This is a genomic window from Desulfosporosinus meridiei DSM 13257, from assembly GCF_000231385.2.
Classification (GTDB): Bacteria; Bacillota; Desulfitobacteriia; order Desulfitobacteriales; family Desulfitobacteriaceae; genus Desulfosporosinus; species Desulfosporosinus meridiei.
Genome location: NC_018515.1, coordinates 4,735,367 through 4,750,436 on the forward strand (window position 1 = coordinate 4,735,367; position 15,070 = coordinate 4,750,436).

Annotated in this window: 13 protein-coding genes; 1 reads left to right on the forward strand and 12 read right to left on the reverse strand. The window is 42.9% G+C overall.

All coding sequences use genetic code 11. The features are described from left to right. Positions 1–196: 196 nt before the first annotated feature. Positions 197–1,555, reverse strand: a complete 1,359-nt coding sequence (locus tag DESMER_RS21780) for a sugar ABC transporter substrate-binding protein (protein WP_014905233.1) — start codon at positions 1,553–1,555, stop codon at positions 197–199. 120 nt (positions 1,556–1,675) lie between these two features. On the opposite strand from DESMER_RS21780, the gene DESMER_RS21785 reads away from it, so the two are divergent. Further along, positions 1,676–2,518 carry an HDOD domain-containing protein gene (locus DESMER_RS21785; RefSeq protein WP_014905234.1) on the forward strand — a complete coding sequence of 281 codons (843 nt, stop codon included), beginning with the start codon at positions 1,676–1,678 and terminating at the stop codon, positions 2,516–2,518. A 15-nt stretch (positions 2,519–2,533) separates the two neighbouring features. On the opposite strand, the gene DESMER_RS21790 is transcribed toward DESMER_RS21785, so the two are convergent. The 11 genes from DESMER_RS21790 to DESMER_RS21840 all read right to left on the reverse strand — a co-directional run bounded on the left by DESMER_RS21790 (position 2,534) and on the right by DESMER_RS21840 (position 14,746). Further along, positions 2,534–3,568 (reverse strand): hypothetical protein, encoded by a 1,035-nt coding sequence (locus DESMER_RS21790; RefSeq protein WP_014905235.1) that lies wholly within the window; start codon positions 3,566–3,568, stop codon positions 2,534–2,536. Between the two features lie 161 nt (positions 3,569–3,729). Beyond that, entirely contained in the window at positions 3,730–4,911 is a 1,182-nt protein-coding gene (locus DESMER_RS21795) for a S41 family peptidase (RefSeq protein ID WP_014905236.1), read from the reverse strand. Between the two features lie 156 nt (positions 4,912–5,067). Next, positions 5,068–6,219: a murein hydrolase activator EnvC family protein gene (locus tag DESMER_RS21800; protein WP_014905237.1), complete on the reverse strand. Its 1,152-nt coding sequence runs from the start codon at positions 6,217–6,219 to the stop codon at positions 5,068–5,070. Positions 6,220–6,343: 124 nt separating this feature from the next. Further along, the gene (ftsX, locus tag DESMER_RS21805) at positions 6,344–7,231 is read right to left on the reverse strand and encodes a permease-like cell division protein FtsX (protein WP_014905238.1); all 888 of its coding nucleotides are present in this window, start codon (positions 7,229–7,231) and stop codon (positions 6,344–6,346) included. Next, on the reverse strand, positions 7,224–7,910 hold the full coding sequence (ftsE, locus tag DESMER_RS21810; protein ID WP_014905239.1) for a cell division ATP-binding protein FtsE: 687 nt from the start codon (positions 7,908–7,910) through the stop codon (positions 7,224–7,226). Before ftsE ends, ftsX begins: the two co-directional genes overlap by 8 nt. Before the next feature lie 217 nt (positions 7,911–8,127). Next, positions 8,128–9,072 carry a transketolase family protein gene (locus DESMER_RS21815; RefSeq protein ID WP_014905240.1) on the reverse strand — a complete coding sequence of 315 codons (945 nt, stop codon included), beginning with the start codon at positions 9,070–9,072 and terminating at the stop codon, positions 8,128–8,130. Beyond that, positions 9,065–9,895 carry a transketolase gene (locus DESMER_RS21820; RefSeq protein ID WP_014905241.1) on the reverse strand — a complete coding sequence of 277 codons (831 nt, stop codon included), beginning with the start codon at positions 9,893–9,895 and terminating at the stop codon, positions 9,065–9,067. The genes DESMER_RS21815 and DESMER_RS21820 overlap by 8 nt, the downstream gene beginning before the upstream one ends. A gap of 50 nt (positions 9,896–9,945) precedes the next feature. Next, positions 9,946–11,053 (reverse strand): peptide chain release factor 2 gene (gene prfB / locus DESMER_RS21825; RefSeq protein WP_193787719.1). Its coding sequence is split into 2 segments (ribosomal slippage): positions 9,946–10,983 and positions 10,985–11,053, totalling 1,107 coding nucleotides; the frame shifts between segments, so codons are not numbered across the junction. 49 nt (positions 11,054–11,102) lie between these two features. Beyond that, the gene (secA, locus tag DESMER_RS21830) at positions 11,103–13,607 is read right to left on the reverse strand and encodes a preprotein translocase subunit SecA (protein WP_014905242.1); all 2,505 of its coding nucleotides are present in this window, start codon (positions 13,605–13,607) and stop codon (positions 11,103–11,105) included. Positions 13,608–13,847: 240 nt separating this feature from the next. Further along, positions 13,848–14,375, reverse strand: a complete 528-nt coding sequence (hpf, locus tag DESMER_RS21835; protein ID WP_014905243.1) for a ribosome hibernation-promoting factor, HPF/YfiA family — start codon at positions 14,373–14,375, stop codon at positions 13,848–13,850. Between the two features lie 173 nt (positions 14,376–14,548). Continuing rightward, positions 14,549–14,746 (reverse strand): cold-shock protein, encoded by a 198-nt coding sequence (locus DESMER_RS21840; RefSeq protein WP_014905244.1) that lies wholly within the window; start codon positions 14,744–14,746, stop codon positions 14,549–14,551. Positions 14,747–15,070 lie beyond the last annotated feature (324 nt).

Sequence of the window (15,070 nt, forward strand, 5' to 3'; positions counted from 1 at the left end):
TTTCAGATGAACTCTATCTTACTTCTTTTACTACTAAGTTTATTTTACATCTCCCCTTGCGCTTATTCAAATAGATACGCCAAGTATATCTTGCCCACATTCTCCATTTAATGGTTCATTTCACTTAAATTTTATTAATATAAAACTGAGGACAGGTGCATCATTATTCCATAACACCTGTCCTCTAATAATTCACTTATTTCTTTTCTTCTTTCTTATCCTTCCCTTCCTCTTCTTGACCTTTTGAATCTCCTTTTGCCTGTTCTGCCTGTTGCTTTAACATTTCTGGTGGGACTGTCTTAGTTTGTTCATTGACAGTTTTTTCTGTACCCATGACTTTTCCATTGGCATCAAGATAATCTCTTGTTGTTTCGGTTTTTACGCGTTCGGTGACTTTATCTACTCCCGGAGGAACCGCATTCTGCTTATCTCCGGATTGCCCATTTTCTTTTTTGGCATCCGCTTGCTCTTGACCTTTAGCTTCTTGACCTTTCTTTTCTTCACCTTCCTTTTCTTTAGACTCTTGCTTAGATGACTCGTCTTTTTTCTTTTGCTCTTGTTCAGCACTCTGCAGTGTCTTAGTATAACTTTTCTGAATAACTGCCAGATTTGCCGGGGTTACTGCTTTTACTGCAACAATTTTTGCCGGTATTTCACCTTGCTCACTGGTAAGGGAATCTTCAATTTCCAAGGGTTCTTTATTGATTATCTTTTGCGCCCATTGATAAGCATTAGCCCCCTGCAAATAGGGAGAAGTGTCAACATCTCCTGTTTGAGAACCTTTAGCCATTCTATCTAGTGATGGAACATTAGCTTGTCCACCGATTAAGCTGATTTTTTTATCCAATTGATTTTGTTTGAGTACCTCGCTTGCCTGAGCAGCCAAGCTTTCATTATGCGCTAATATTGCTAGCACATTGTCGGGATTCTTCTGTAAAAAATCTACCAAGCTTGTCCTTGCTACCGATTCTGATCCTTTTGGACTTGAAATGGTATGTAGGGAAATCTTTGGATACTTACTTAGAATAGCTTTATTTCCCGATAACAGTTCTTGAGAGCCACTTTCATTAGGATCCCCTTGGAGTATAACAACTTGTCCCTCTGTGACTTTACCTACCAATGTCTGACCCATTAACTCGCCAACTTTTTCCTGATCCGGGATGATTATTCCTTCCGGTTTTACACCTGATGGGAGCTGAGTTAAGGCTAAGATAGGAATTTCCTGGGCTTGAGACTTTTGTAGTGTGCTTTCATCTCCACCTTGATAGATTAGAATTTTAGCATCTTCTAGAGCGGATTCTGCTTCTGATCCACTCTTTATATACTTTACTGTAACATCTTCTTTCTTAGCTAAATCGTCGATGCCTTTAGTAATTAGCAGCTTGTTAGGATCATTCTCATTTAACGAAACTGCAATTATTGTTTTGTTCTCTGTGGCTTTTGAAGAAGTTTTATTTTTATTTTTTCCTAAAAGATCTTGTAGACTACAACCAGTTATGGTTAAACTAAGACAAAGAGGAATTAAGATAATTAAGAATCGCAATCTCTTGGACATTTGATACACTCCTTTCGGGGTTCTTAAGCAATTCTTTAAATTAGTTTCCCCTTGTCTATATAAATAATCCCAGAGAAAAATTCCCTTTATACTATTTCTTTAATAAAGGAGGGCTTCTGTTTGACAATTAAATTGGAACATGTTCTAAAACGCGTACAAGCTCTTCCTCCCTTACCCACCTCTGCTCTGCGTGTCATTGCACTAACTAAGAATCCAGGTACCACTGTCAAAGAGCTAGAAACGGTTATTGGTAAGGATCCTTCCCTCACAGCGGGTATTTTACGACAAGCAAACTCTGCCTACTATGGGTACGCCAGACGAATTTCTTCTCTTCAGGAAGCAATTGTCATGCTTGGTTTTCAGGTAACCCAAGGGTTAGCGATGGCCTCTGCCGTCGCCCCTTTATTAAAAGACAACCTAGTAGGGTATGAGATTGAACAAGAGGGGCTTTGGAAGCATTCGATGCTTACTGCTATGACTGCTAAGCGATTATGCCAATATCGGAAATTCCCTTTTGGGGATGTTGCTTTTACTGCAGGCTTGCTTCATGATATTGGGAAATTAGTTATCTCCATTTATGTTCAGGAAGTTGGGCCTTTTCTTGTCGAGAAGGTAAAAGAAGCCAAACTATCCTATTTTGAACTTGAAGAGAAAGTAATAGGGTATAACCACGCCACAGTTGGCGGCTTTTTGGCTAGGACTTGGTTTTTACCCGAAGATTTGGTTTCTGCCATATCCTATCACCATACACCAGAAAATACCCCCAGTTATCCCGAGCTCGCCTGTGTTATTCATGTTGCTAATGGTCTTGCCAACTTACTGGGCATCGGTGGCGGTGTAGACAGTTTGTTAAATCCAATTCATCAGGTTGCCCTGGATAAAATTTCTCTTACAGAGTCTGATCTCGAAAGACTAATGGCAGACATGGGAGAATTCCTGGTCGATCCTACTCTATTTAGCTAATCTAACTAATTCTAATCAGCCTTTGACATGTAAATCAATTAAAATCTGATTTAGCACCGTTTCACGAAATCTATCAACTTGATCAAAATCAACAGCATCCATATATATACTCTTAAGCTGAGACCTGTACGTCTGCCATGACGCTAAGGTCTCTTTTAGAGTTTTACTCAAAGGTCGTTCTAATCCCTGGTCTTGCAGATTTTCCGGATTTCCTTGCCAGATTGCCAAATGCCTCTCCGGAAAAGCAATTCCAATCACTTCATCCGGGTTGAGAGGGTGCAAGACAATTTCGATTAGTTGCCCCAATTGCTGAGCCTCTCGTAGTACCCAATCTAAGGCGTCAAGAGTCTCATCCCCCTCTAAGCGGATCTGATCAAAATCCGTTAGGAAATGAGGAGCTAGATTCAACCAACCATCTGCAGTCAGGCCATGAAGAAAGAATGGGTTAATGACGCTTTTCTGAAGCAGTTTCAGAGCATTTTCAGCTAGTGGCCAAGGACCCGTATGCTCTTTTTTTACCTTGAGCTGAGCGGAGTTCCTCAAGATCCAAGAGATATTCTCTTTTTCTATAGGTTTCTTTGTGGCCCGGGCTTCTATCAATGACCCAAGTTCCGAAGCTAACTCGTCTTCCAGGGACATTTGCAGCCCTTGAAGCTGCTTTTCGAGCTCAATAATTGAAGAACGCTGTTTTTCCAACTTCTCTTCATCACAAAACTTAGTAAAGTCTGTAAACTTCTCAACTACACCGGGGGCCTGCCAACGCAGGGGCGAAACCTCCATAGCATCGATCATTGCTAATCCTATCTGAGGAATAACGAAACCTGCCATCGAATCCGGATCTCGCACTGACCGCAGAAAATCAATGTCATATCCCCGATCCAATAGTTCCAGGCCAATCACCTTAATGATTGTCGATTTACCGGTTCCAGGACCGCCTAAAAGGACATAAGCACGTTTCCAAGTCGGCATCATGTTTGGTAATAAGGATATGTACCCTCTGGTGGTCAGTCCTTCGGCAAAGTAATGTCGCACCCCAGTCTTATTTCTCATGCTTGTTACCCCCGTCGTTTTTTTCGGTCAGCGTAGTCTATGCAATTAAAGTTAGGAAGGCCACAAAAACGTGGTTCGATATTCGATATTCTTGGTTCGAATTAAGTATAATTTTAAGGCACGCTCCATTTAATAGAGCGTGCCTTAAAGGGTAGATAAATTTATTTTATTTTTTCTTGTAAGGTCAGTAGAGCTTTGCGTAGTTGAGAATCAAAATTTTTGTCTTGGGGGGTAATAGTAGCTTGTTCTCCCTTGCCTAGCTCAACTACTATATCTGGGTCAATCCCCTTTTTATGAATGTCCAGCTTATTAGGAGTTAAGTATTTGGCAGTTGTCAATTTAACACTGGTTCCTCCGTCTAGGGGGAAGATTGTTTGAACAATCCCTTTGCCAAAGGTTTTCACCCCTACTAAAGTTGCCGTGCCTTTATCTTTAATGGCACCTGCAACAATCTCAGAAGCGGAGGCACTCTCTTCATTAACAAGTACCACCATAGGTATTCCCAGATAGGTTCCTGTAGACATCTTTGTATCGACATTCCCTTGCTTATCAACAATGTACACAACCGGCCCTTCGGGGATGAAGTAACTGGCAACTTGTACAGCAGCATTAAGCTCCCCACCATGGTTATATCTCATATCTAAAATAAGACCTTTAAATTTTTTAATGTCCATAGTATCGAAAGTTTCTTTCAGTTCTTTCCCTGTATCCGAACCGAACTGAGTTATACTGACATAAGCAATATCCGGATTTCCCGGCAATGCTAGACCGTCAACGGTTGGAACGGTTATGTTTTCCCTGGTTAAGCTCACAGTGAAGGTCTTATTGGTACTCTCCCTGTATAAAGCTAATTCTACCTTTGTGCCAGGCTCTCCCCTCATTAGCCCAACAGCTTTATCTTGTTCCATCCCTGCAGTATCGGCATCGTCTATCTTACTGACAACATCCCCCGATTGAATCCCTGCCCTGCTGGCCGGTGAATTTTTGATCGGACGCAGGACTACCAGCTTTTTAGGATCTTTAAGGCTTAGGACAATTCCTATCCCCCCAAACTTTCCTTCAAGCATTTGAAACAATTCTTGGTTCTCCTGGGCATTCATGTACGTCGAATATGGATCTCCTAAGATTTCTACGATACCTTTTGTTGCACCTTCCACAAGCTGATCTGTCGTTACATTTTCTAAGTAATCCTTGCGAATAAGCTGCACAACATGTACTAGCCGCCCAACATTATTGACGTTAGTAATTACTACACCACTTACCAAAGTGGTCACTAATACAGAGAAAATCAGGAAGACGATTCCTACATGTTTGGCTATTCGTTTCATGTTCCATTCTTGCAATCCACTAAACTCCTTCCCTCTCTTGCACTAGTCCTTAGGCGCTGGTCCTCGCACATAAGTTCAACTTGGCATCCACTCTCTTTGGAAAGGCACACCAAGTTTCTAAGACTTGCTCTATTATATGCTTATCCCTCACTAGAAATACTGCTTATCTCTTTAATTAGGGAAATACTGTAAAGGGTCTGTGGTGTTTCCGCCTACCCTAACTTCAAAATGCAAATGTGCTCCTGTGCTCCATCCAGTTGAGCCCACCGCGCCAATTGCTTCATTGGCCTCAACAGATTGGCCCTCCCTTACATCTATTCGTGACTGATGTCCATAGAGAGTAGATATTCCACTTCCATGGTCAATAATCGTCATATTTCCATAGGCCGTATTCCAACCAGCCATAATGACTACCCCAGCACCTACCGCATTAATCTTTGTCCCGGTGGGGGCAACAATATCTGTTCCCGTATGTAAGCTACGTTTTTTGGTAATGGGATGAATCCTCCAGCCATAGGGGCTGCTAATTTCATAATATCCCGGTACCGGCCAGCTTGAAATTGTCCCATTTAAGTTGCCTGTTCCTTTTCCGGACTGGGCAGCTTGTAATTTTCGTATCTTCTCCGAGAGAGATTTGGACTCAGATTCCAGTCGCTCCAGCTCATCAAAAACAGCCTGTTGCGCTTTTAGGCTCTCATCTAAGGCATTGCGTTGTTTTGACTTTTTCCCCTCAAGATCAGCGCTTACCGAAGCTGCCTGTGCTTCAAGATCAGCAGCTTGATCTCTTTTGGCCTGTAATTCATTCTTTTTTTGGGCAATTTGTGCTTTCTGGGATTCAATATCTGCAAGTAGCTGTCGATCATTGTCCACTAGTCTTGAAAAATATTCCATGCGAGTAATAAAATCACTAAGATTCGAAGACTGAAAAAGAAGTTCCAATTGGCTAATCTGACCGCTCTCATATATTCCTCGCGCCCGTTTACCCAGGGCCACTCTCCGCTCGTCAAGCTCCTTCTGCTTTTGATCTAGTTGCTCTTGTGCTAAGGAGACTTGGTTTTGGGCTTGGGCAAAAGCAATCTTCTTCTGATTGAGGGCCTGCTGAGCTGTATCAATCTCAGCTTGTAATTGATTCAATTGAGCTTTTATATTATCTGTTGTATAAGTAATCTTGTTTAGTTGACCCTGAGCCTGATCTTTCTGTTTTTCAATATCATTCTGTTGCTGAATACTATCCCCCAGTTGATCAGCCATTGAAGGCAATGCCGCCGTCCCAAGCAAAAGAAGGCTTACTATGACAACTGGAATAACTTTCTTCCTGAACAAACGACCCCTCCGTCCTTAAGTTTACTAGTAAGGCTAGTGCCAACATCAATCTGTTGATCAAAAAGTCATTAAAAACCCGCCCCCACATAATAGTGGGGGCTTAAATACAAACACGACTCTCTTCTTAAGCACGCAGAAACTTCTGTAAAGAAAATACACTTCCTATAGCACCCATGGCCATCCCTGCCAGTAATAATCCTAGGGTTACTTGACGAAAAAGGACTTGGTTTTGCACTACCGGCAAAAAAGTTAAGGTTGATTGGACATACACGGTAATCCAATTGTAGCCAACTCCAACAATGACAGCGGCCAATGTTCCTCCAACCAAGCCTAGGGCTAACCCTTCAATCAGAAAAGGCCAACGTATAAAACCATTGCTTGCACCAACTAATTTCATAATCTGGATTTCTCTTCGCCGGGAAAAAACATTAATTTTAACATTAATAGAAATCAGTACAACTGCTGCAACTCCAAAGGCAGCAACTACACCAAAACCAATCCACCTCAGCCACTGGGTGAACTTGAGCAGTTGATCTACAAATTCCTGTCCATAGCGGACTTTGTACAGCCCCGGGTTAGTTTCCAGCGACTGAGCCAGAGTTTTAACGTTCTGAGGATCCGTTACCTTGACCGTTAACTTATCCGGAAAAGGATTAGTTCCTCCTACATCAGCAACAATGCTGCTTTGAGTTCCTCCGATAGTTTTTCCAAAGTCCTCAAGGGCTTGTTCCTTTGTTACCAAGGACACTGACTCTACTCCAGGCATTTGTTCAATCTGGTTTTTCAAGTCTTGAACCTCTTCAGGCGTATAGCTCATTTGTACAAATGCACCAATTTCCAACTCGGATTCAAAAGATTTTGCCATATTAGCGGTGTTAGCTAAGAAAAAAATCGAGTAGCCCAAAATTACCAACGAAACCATGACAGTTATAACAGACGCAAGACTAAGCCAGGGATTTCGCCTCATGGAGTTAAATGTCTCGCGAAAAATATAGCCCGAGGAATTAAACATCGTAGCCGTATCCCCCCTGTTCCTCGTCGCGAGCAACTCTGCCATTTTCTATGGCAATAACACGCTTTTGCATTTTGTTAACAATAGCTCTGGCGTGAGTAGCCATAACAACAGTCGTACCTCGTTTGTTGATTTCATACAACAAATCCATGATGTCCCAGGCAGTATCCGGATCCAGATTGCCGGTGGGTTCATCAGCGACCAGTAAAGCCGGATTATTAATAATCGCCCTGGCTACACAAACTCGCTGTTGTTCACCCCCGGATAGTTCATGGGGATAGGCTTTTTCTTTTGCCTTGAGACCAACAAGATCTATCGTTGCCAGAGTACGACTTCTTACCTCACGTTTAGGAACTCCAATGACCTCAAGAGCAAAAGCAACGTTTTCAAACACCGTTTTGTTCGGTAACAGCTTAAAGTCTTGGAAGATTACTCCAATGCTGCGCCTTAAATATGGCACTTCCCGCTCTTTCATTCTCACAAGGTTTCTACTGTTAATTTGGACTTGTCCGCGGGTAGGTATTTCCTCTCGATACAATAACTTAATCAACGTAGATTTACCGGCCCCACTGGGCCCCACCAGAAAAACAAAGTTCCCTTTGCCAATTTTCAGATTGACATCGACAAGGGCTCTGGCACCATTCGAATAAATCTTGGAAACATTGGTTAATTGAATCATGTTTTCCTCCTTGATTATACGCCACGCCCTATTTTCTCTATAACTCTTATTTTATTCGACACTTGCCGCCGTTTTCCTGTTAAACCGCTAAACATTCTTATGTTTTGTCAGGTCTTAGATTTTCGGAATACAAAAAGAGACCAACACTCTGAAAAGAATGTTAGTCTCGATCATATCTTATTTAATAGCTTTTTAAACGCCAAAGTCTCTGTGTTAATTACTTCTGTTTTTTAAGTAGCACTTCCTGAACTGCTTTAATTAAGGCATCCTTGGTTAATCCATACTTTTCAAGAAGTTCAGTAGGTTTCCCTGATTCTCCAAAGGTGTCTTTGAGACCTACACGCACCATAGGGGTTGGCTCTTTTTCAGCAAGAACCTCTGCGACAGCACTTCCCAGTCCGCCGATAATGTTATGTTCCTCTGCCGTGACAACGGCTTTGGTAGTTTTAGCAACCCTAAGGATTGTTTCTTCATCTAAGGGCTTCACAGAAGCTACGTTAACAACACTCACGCTGATCCCTTGGGCAGCTAGTTCATCGGCAGCCTCCAACGCCATAGAAACCATAACACCATTAGCCATAATTGCTGCATCTGTACCTTCTCGTAAGACATTTGCTTTACCAATCTCAAACTGATAATCTTCACCAAAAAGTAATGGTACATCTAAACGCCCCATACGAATGTAAACAGGGCCATAATACTTGGCAGCTGCCAGAATAACTTGGCGTGTTTCCTCTCCGTCTGCAGGCACCAAAACAACCATGTTGGGAACAGCGCGCATAATTGCCACATCTTCAATGGCCTGATGAGACCCGCCGTCTTCACCTACTGTTATACCTGAATGTGTTGCAGCAATCTTTACATTAAGTTTAGGGTAAGCAATGGAGTTACGGATTTGCTCAAATGCTCGTCCAACAGCAAAAATTGCAAAGGTGCTGGCAAAGGGAATTTTGCCTGCTGCCGCTAATCCCGCTGCCGTTCCGAGTAAATTTGCTTCGGCAATTCCCATGTTGAAGAAACGTTCCGGATATTTTTTGCCAAAGTCAGCAGTCTTGGTCGATTTCGATAAGTCTGCATCTAAAACAACAACCTTAGGATTTTCCGCTCCTAAGACCAATAGTGCTTTACCATAGGCTTCACGTGTCGCTACCTTACTAGCCAAGGTTTTTCGCCTCCTCTCGAAGTTCTTTAAGAGCCTGCTCAGCTTGTTCAAGGGAAGGTGCGTTGCCATGCCAGCCAGCTTGATCTTCCATGAAAGAAACCCCTTTGCCCTTCACAGTCTTGGCAATAATCATTGTTGGTCTGCCTTTAACTTGCTTGGCCTCAGCAAATCCGGCGAGCAAAGCATCAATATCGTGCCCGTCGACTTCAATTACATGCCAACAAAATGCCTGCCACTTCTGGGCCAGGGGAGCCGAACACATAACACTGTCCGTCTTGCCGTCGATTTGCAGACCATTATAGTCCAAAATAGCTGTTAGGTTATCCAGCTTGTAGTGTGCGGCAGCCATAGCTGCTTCCCAGATTTGTCCTTCAGCCATTTCGCCATCGCCTAATACTGTATACACGCGATAGTCTTTTCCATCTAATTTACCTGCTAAGGCCATTCCATTAGCAGCGGATAGCCCTTGCCCCAAAGAACCTGTGGACATATCTACCCCAGGAGTCTTCTTCATGTCTGGATGTCCTTGCAGCATATGTCCCGTTTGGCGAAGTCCCTGCAATTCCTCCTTGGGAAAATACCCCTTTTCCGCTAGGGCTGAATAAAGTACCGGAGCTGCATGTCCTTTGGAAAGGACAAAACGATCTCGATCCTCCCAGTGGGGATCATTTGGATTAAGCCGCATTTCGTTAAAGAATAATGTGGCTACAATATCGGCAGCAGATAAGCTGCCACCCGGATGACCCGATTTAGCAGCAGCAAGCATGGATATTATATCTTGACGAATAACATTCGCGACTCGCTTTAGTTCAAGTGCGGTCATACACAATTCCCTCCTTTAACAGATCTTTAATCTTACTTGTTATTAATCTTTTACTGTACAGTTTTAGTCTTCTGAAGAAAGGCAGCAATAAATTCGTCAATTTCACCGTCCATTACAGCCGAAACATTTCCTGTTTCCACATTAGTACGATGGTCTTTGACTAAACTATAGGGATGGAAGACATAGGATCGTATCTGGCTTCCCCAAGCAATTTCTTGTTGCTCACCTCGGATTTCTGAAATCTCAGCTTCCTGCTCTTTCCGCTTAAGCTCCAGCAACTTTGCCTGTAAGACCCGCATGGCCGCAGCCTTATTCTGAGTCTGGGAGCGTTCACTCTGGCACTGAACTACAATCCCACTTGGCAAGTGGGTAATTCTAATAGCAGAATCCGTCTTATTAACGTGCTGTCCGCCTGCCCCGCCTGATCGATAGGTATCTACCCTTAGATCTTCAGCGTCAATAGCTATCTCCTCATTATCCTCAGCAACTTCAGGAATTACATCCACAGAGGCAAAAGAGGTATGGCGGCGACCAGAGGCGTCAAAGGGCGAAATCCTGACTAAACGATGTACGCCCTTTTCAGATTTAGAATACCCATAAGCATTTTCCCCGCTGAAAGACAGGGTTGCGCTTTTAATCCCAGCTTCTTCACCAATTAAAAGGTCTAGGGTTTCCACCTTGAACCCATGACGCTCTGCCCAACGTACATACATACGGTAAAGCATTTGCACCCAATCTTGAGCTTCCGTTCCCCCCGCTCCGGCATGAAGTGTTAAAATGGCATTGTTCCGATCGTATTGCCCGGAAAGCAATAACTCCAGTTCCAAAGCTTCAAACTTTTGGAGAAGAGTTTTTATCCCTTGCTCAATCTCTGACTCCAAACTTATATCGTCTTCCTCTGTAGCCAGTTGCCATAGAGTAGTCGTTTCCTCGAGTTCTTGCTCAAGGCCTTCATACAGTTTAACCTTATTCTGATGTAAGGACAGTTCCTGCATGATTTTCTGAGCATTTACCGGATCATCCCATAAATCCGGTCGGTGGAATTCTGTTTCTAGAGCACTAATCTTGTCACAACGTTGATCAACGTCAAAGAGAAACCCTCAAATCTGCCAAAGACATTGATAATGTTTCCAGATCCTTTTTCCAATCAGAAAGCACCCTATTCACCCTTTCCAAAATCCATTAGCCTTCCAAGCTATGGTCTGTTTTACTTCTTTTTCTTGGCTCCGCAACACTTCTTATATTTCAGCCCACTTCCACAGTTACAAAGGTCATTGCGCCCAATCTGTTCTTCATTGTGAACAGGTTTACTTGGTTCGCCTTCATAGCGGTTTTCTGTAACATTACGAGGCTGTTCAGCTACTTCTTCTCGAACCTGTGGACTCACTCTCATAATATAGCGGATAATATCATCTTGTATGGATTCAATCATCGCTTGGAACATCTCATAACCTTCACGTCTATATTCAACGAGGGGGTTTTTCTGTCCATAGGCACGCAGTCCAATTCCCTCTCTCAGCATATCCATAGCGTCAAGATGATCCATCCATTTACTATCAACCACTTGCAGCATCACTGCTCGCTCAACTTCTCGCATTAAATCGGATCCAAATAACTCTTCCCTGCTCTTGTAAAGAGCTTTTGCTTTGTCTTCCAGCATCTCTTCAATTTCTTCCGCGGAAAGATCAGCTAACTCCTCAGGAGATAAGTGAATTCCCGGCAGAAAGAAACCTTCTGCATATTCAACTAAGCTGGTTAAATCCCACTCTTCGGGAAATGTACTTTCACCGCTAAACATAGTGATAGTATTAGAAGCCGCCTTCTCTATCATATCCATAATATTGTCATGCAGATTTTCTCCCATGAGTACAGCACGCCGCTGGGCATAAATGACCTCCCGCTGCTGATTCATGACATCATCATAATCCAATACATGTTTCCGAATTTCAAAGTTTCGATTCTCAACTCGACGTTGAGCTGTTTCAATGGAGCGTGAGATCATTTTGGATGTAATAGGTACGGAGTCATCCATCCCTAGTTTATCCATGATTCCCATGATATTATCTGCACCAAACAGCCGCATTAAGTCATCTTCTAATGAAATGAAGAACTGGGTTGAGCCGGGGTCACCTTGACGTCCCGCACGTCCTCTCAATTGGTTGTCGATCCGTCTGGACTCGTGGCGCTCTGTCCCGATTATATGCAAACCACCTAAGTCACTCACTCCATCACCAAGAATAATATCTGTTCCGCGACCAGCCATGTTAGTAGCGATAGTTACCATTCCTGCCTGCCCGGCCTGAGCAACGATTTCAGCTTCTTTTTCATGGAATTTAGCGTTAAGAACCTGGTGAGGCACCCCACGTCTGCCCAGCATTGTACTTAAATGTTCAGATTTTTCAACAGATACAGTTCCTACCAACAGTGGTTGTCCCTTAGCATGGCGTTCAATGATATCCTCAACAACCGCTAAGAACTTCCCTTCCTCCGTTCGATAAATGACATCAGAATCGTCTTTACGCAGCAAAGGCCTGTTTGTAGGGATTTCTACAACGTCCAGTTTATATATCTTGCGGAATTCCGGTTCTTCTGTCATTGCAGTTCCTGTCATACCAGATAGTTTTTCATACATTCTAAAGTAATTCTGGAAAGTGATGGTGGCTAACGTCTGAGATTCCTTTTCAATCTTTACGCCCTCTTTAGCCTCTATAGCTTGATGCAGTCCTTCACTATAGCGGCGCCCAAACATTAAGCGTCCGGTAAACTCATCGACAATAATAACTTCTCCATCTTTGACGACGTAATCACGATCTCGTTTAAACAGCATATGTGCTTTCAAAGCCTGGTTGACATGATGAGCCAACTCTGTATGAATGTCTTCATACAGATTGTCAACGCCTAACATACTTTCAACTCTGCTGACGCCTTTTTCTGTGAGAGTTACAACCCGTTCTTTTTCAATGATTTTATAGTCATCCTCGTTCTTTAAGCGTGGAATAATCATGGCTACCCTGAAATATAGCTCAGTAGGCTTGTCTGCTTCACCGGAAATAATCAGAGGGGTGCGGGCCTCATCTATAAGAATCGAATCCACTTCATCCACAATGGCATAATGTAGATGACGCTGGACTAAGGCTTCGGGCCTTGTCACCATATTATCTCTAAGATAGTCAAAGCCAAATTCATTGTTGGTTCCGTAGGTAATATCTGCGGCGTAACTGTCCCGGCGTTGCTCATAGTTCAGGCCATGGACTATGAGTCCCACGGATAAACCTAAAAACTTATAAATCTGACCCATCATTTCACTGTCACGACGAGCTAAGTAGTCATTGACAGTAATAACGTGAACCCCTTTTCCGGTCAAGGCATTCAAATAGGCCGGCAAAGTAGCTACGAGGGTTTTTCCTTCCCCTGTACGCATCTCAGCAATCCGGCCGTCATTGAGAACCATTCCCCCAATTAACTGAACATCATAGTGGCGCTGATTAAGAACTCTTCGGCCAGCCTCTCGTACAACCGCAAAGGCCTCTGGCAATAAGCTGTTGAGACTTTCTCCTCGTTCCAAACGGCCTCGAAATTCTGCAGTCTTACCAGTCAATTCATCATCGCTCAATGCTTGGATTGCTGGTTCAAAGCTATTAATCACTGCAACACGTTTTTGATACTTTCGTATTTCGCGTGCATTATCATCAAAAAAATCTAAAAGCCCCATTATGTCCACCTTTCTCAATTTTATATATTCATTAATTCTAACATCCTTGGCATACGTCTGCAACCAAGCATGCCGAATTAGCCATGGGATATTTTTCCTATGTATTTTTGAAAAACCGTATAAGACCGATCTTTGCCTCGTATAAGCACATAGAGAGGCCCGCCTAAGCGGGCCTCTCGCTTGAATATCAAAAGCGACAGATCTCTCCGGGTACAATATCCGATTACCCGGCTTCTCTTATTATGTCTGAGGTTGCAGCAATCCATAATCTCCATTGTTACGCAGGTAGACAACATTCATTTCTTGGCTTTCCGAATTTGTAAACACAAAGAATGAATGCCCTACCAGATTCATTTGCATAATAGCTTCTTCTACAGACATTGGCTTTGCTGAAAACTTCTTATGACGAACAATCTCTTCACGCGGTTCTTCCGCGGCTGTCGACTGCTTAGGATCATGATCCTTCAATACTTTTGTGCGCATCCGCCTATTAATGCGAGTCCGATATTTATCAATTTGACGTTCTAACTTCTCAACGACCATGTCAATAGACGAATACATGTCTTCAGTCTCTTCTTCGCCTCGTAAAATTATGCCATTGAGCAGAGCTGTAACTTCCACCCGATGACGGTCGCGCTCCACAAGTAGGGTTACTTGAACGTCCATAAACTCATCCGAGTATTTGGCCAATTTACCCACACGTTTCATTACGTACTCTTTAAGGGCGTCTGTAAGTTCGATATGTTTTCCACGAATATTAATGTTCATTAATTCAACCCCCTTCTATGCTGGTATATAAGTAATATTCCCGATTTACATAAAAAATCCTGCTTAATATTAATATATTGTTTCTAACTTGATTTTTTTCTACGAATTCCCCAAAGAGAGAATCGCCGATTGCCATCAACGATTCTCTCTTAAACAAATATCCTCTTTATGGATTAGCGGACTGTTACATTAGATGCTTGTTCTCCACGCGGCCCTTGCATAACATCGAACTCCACATTTTGTCCCTCTTCAAGGGTACGAAATCCATCACCAACGACAGATTGAAAATGCACAAAAATATCTTGCCCATTTTCTTGCTCAATAAATCCGTAACCCTTTTGTTTACTAAACCATTTAACTTTACCTAACACTTAAAAAAACCCTCCTTGAATTGTCAAAGTTCAGAAGCTAACCGCCTCTGCTCGACTATTACAAAGAGGATACCCAACATTACCTAACTTTAAACCTGCAGTAAAGCTCCTTTTAATACACTTCAAAGAGTGTCAAAAGAACCGTCACCACAACACGACTCAACGTCTAACCATACCAACGTAACTCAGCCCAGAAGCGCCTTTCTACAAAGCTACTACAGTCTCTCTTATGCCAAAGGCCCAAGCCCAAGGAGCTTGTTAGTAATGACTTATTGACCCCCAACGGCCACCCCAGAGGAGCGGTTTCTGCTAAGCGGATGCTTT

What these genes read in the sequence shown, in the direction of transcription:
- ftsX (WP_014905238.1), bottom strand. Translation starts at nt 7,231, where the DNA reads ATGTTTAATTCCTCGGGCTATATTTTTCGCGAGACATTTAACTCCATG.
- secA (WP_014905242.1), bottom strand. Translation starts at nt 13,607, where the DNA reads ATGGGGCTTTTAGATTTTTTTGATGATAATGCACGCGAAATACGAAAG.
- DESMER_RS21780 (WP_014905233.1), bottom strand. Translation starts at nt 1,555, where the DNA reads ATGTCCAAGAGATTGCGATTCTTAATTATCTTAATTCCTCTTTGTCTT.
- DESMER_RS21820 (WP_014905241.1), bottom strand. Translation starts at nt 9,895, where the DNA reads ATGACCGCACTTGAACTAAAGCGAGTCGCGAATGTTATTCGTCAAGAT.
- DESMER_RS21790 (WP_014905235.1), bottom strand. Translation starts at nt 3,568, where the DNA reads ATGAGAAATAAGACTGGGGTGCGACATTACTTTGCCGAAGGACTGACC.
- ftsE (WP_014905239.1), bottom strand. Translation starts at nt 7,910, where the DNA reads ATGATTCAATTAACCAATGTTTCCAAGATTTATTCGAATGGTGCCAGA.
- hpf (WP_014905243.1), bottom strand. Translation starts at nt 14,375, where the DNA reads ATGAACATTAATATTCGTGGAAAACATATCGAACTTACAGACGCCCTT.